This window comes from Hydrogenothermus marinus (genome assembly GCF_003688665.1).
Classification (GTDB): Bacteria; Aquificota; Aquificia; order Aquificales; family Hydrogenothermaceae; genus Hydrogenothermus; species Hydrogenothermus marinus.
Window position 1 is genome coordinate 1 of sequence record NZ_REFO01000009.1, and the last position, 1197, is coordinate 1197.

General features: G+C 36.2%; 1 protein-coding gene. It reads left to right on the plus strand.

Annotation, left to right across the window (positions count from 1 at the left end; genetic code table 11):
- Nucleotides 1-5: 5 nt before the first annotated feature.
- Nucleotides 6-1196 (plus strand): elongation factor Tu, encoded by a 1191-nt coding sequence (gene tuf / locus CLV39_RS00365; protein WP_121922255.1) that lies wholly within the window; start codon nt 6-8, stop codon nt 1194-1196.
- Nucleotide 1197 lies beyond the last annotated feature (1 nt).

Consider the following 1197-nt stretch of genomic DNA (forward strand, 5'->3'; position numbering starts at 1 on the left):
ATAAAATGGCTAAGGAAAAATTTGTCAGAGAAAAAGAGCACGTAAACGTAGGTACAATAGGACACGTAGACCACGGGAAAACAACATTAACAGCAGCAATTACATATGTATTATCTAAAAAAGGATTAGCTCAATTTATCGGGTACGGTGATATTGATAAAGCTCCAGAAGAAAGAGATAGAGGAATTACAATTAACATTACTCACGTAGAATATGAAACAGAAAAAAGACACTATGCACACGTTGACTGTCCAGGACACGCAGACTACATCAAAAACATGATCACTGGTGCTGCACAAATGGATGGTGCTATTCTTGTTGTTTCAGCAGCAGATGGACCTATGCCTCAAACAAGAGAACACGTTCTTCTTGCAAGACAGGTTAACGTTCCATACATAGTAGTATTTTTAAACAAATGTGATATGGTTGATGATGAAGAATTACTTGAATTAGTTGAACTTGAAGTTAGAGAATTATTAAACAAATATGAATTTCCAGGAGATGATGTACCAGTAATAAAAGGTTCAGCACTTGGAGCACTCCAAGATGAAGAAAAATGGGTAAAATCAGTAGAAGAATTATTAAATGCAATGGATGAATATATACCATCACCAGAAAGAGCAACAGACAAACCATTCTTAATGGCAATAGAAGACGTATTTACAATATCAGGAAGAGGAACAGTTGTTACAGGAAGAGTAGAAAGAGGAACATTAAAAGTAGGAGATGAAGTAGAAATAGTAGGGATGACAGATGAGATAAAGAAAACAGTAGTAACAGGAATAGAGATGTTTAGAAAAGTACTTGACGAAGCAGTAGCAGGAGATAACGTAGGGGTATTATTAAGAGGAATAGGAAAAGATGAAGTAGAAAGAGGACAAGTATTAGCACAACCAGGAACAATAACACCACATAAGAAATTTAAAGCACAAGTATACGTATTATCAAAAGAAGAAGGTGGAAGACATACACCATTCTTCTTAGGATACAGACCACAGTTTTACATAAGAACAGCAGACGTAACAGGAACAGTAGTAGAACTTCCAGAAGGACAAGAGATGGTAATGCCAGGGGATAATGTAGAGTTAACAGTAGAGTTAATGGTGCCAGTAGCAATAGAAGAGCAAATGAGATTTGCTATTAGAGAAGGTGGAAGAACTGTTGGTGCTGGTGTTGTTACTGAAATTATTGAGTAAG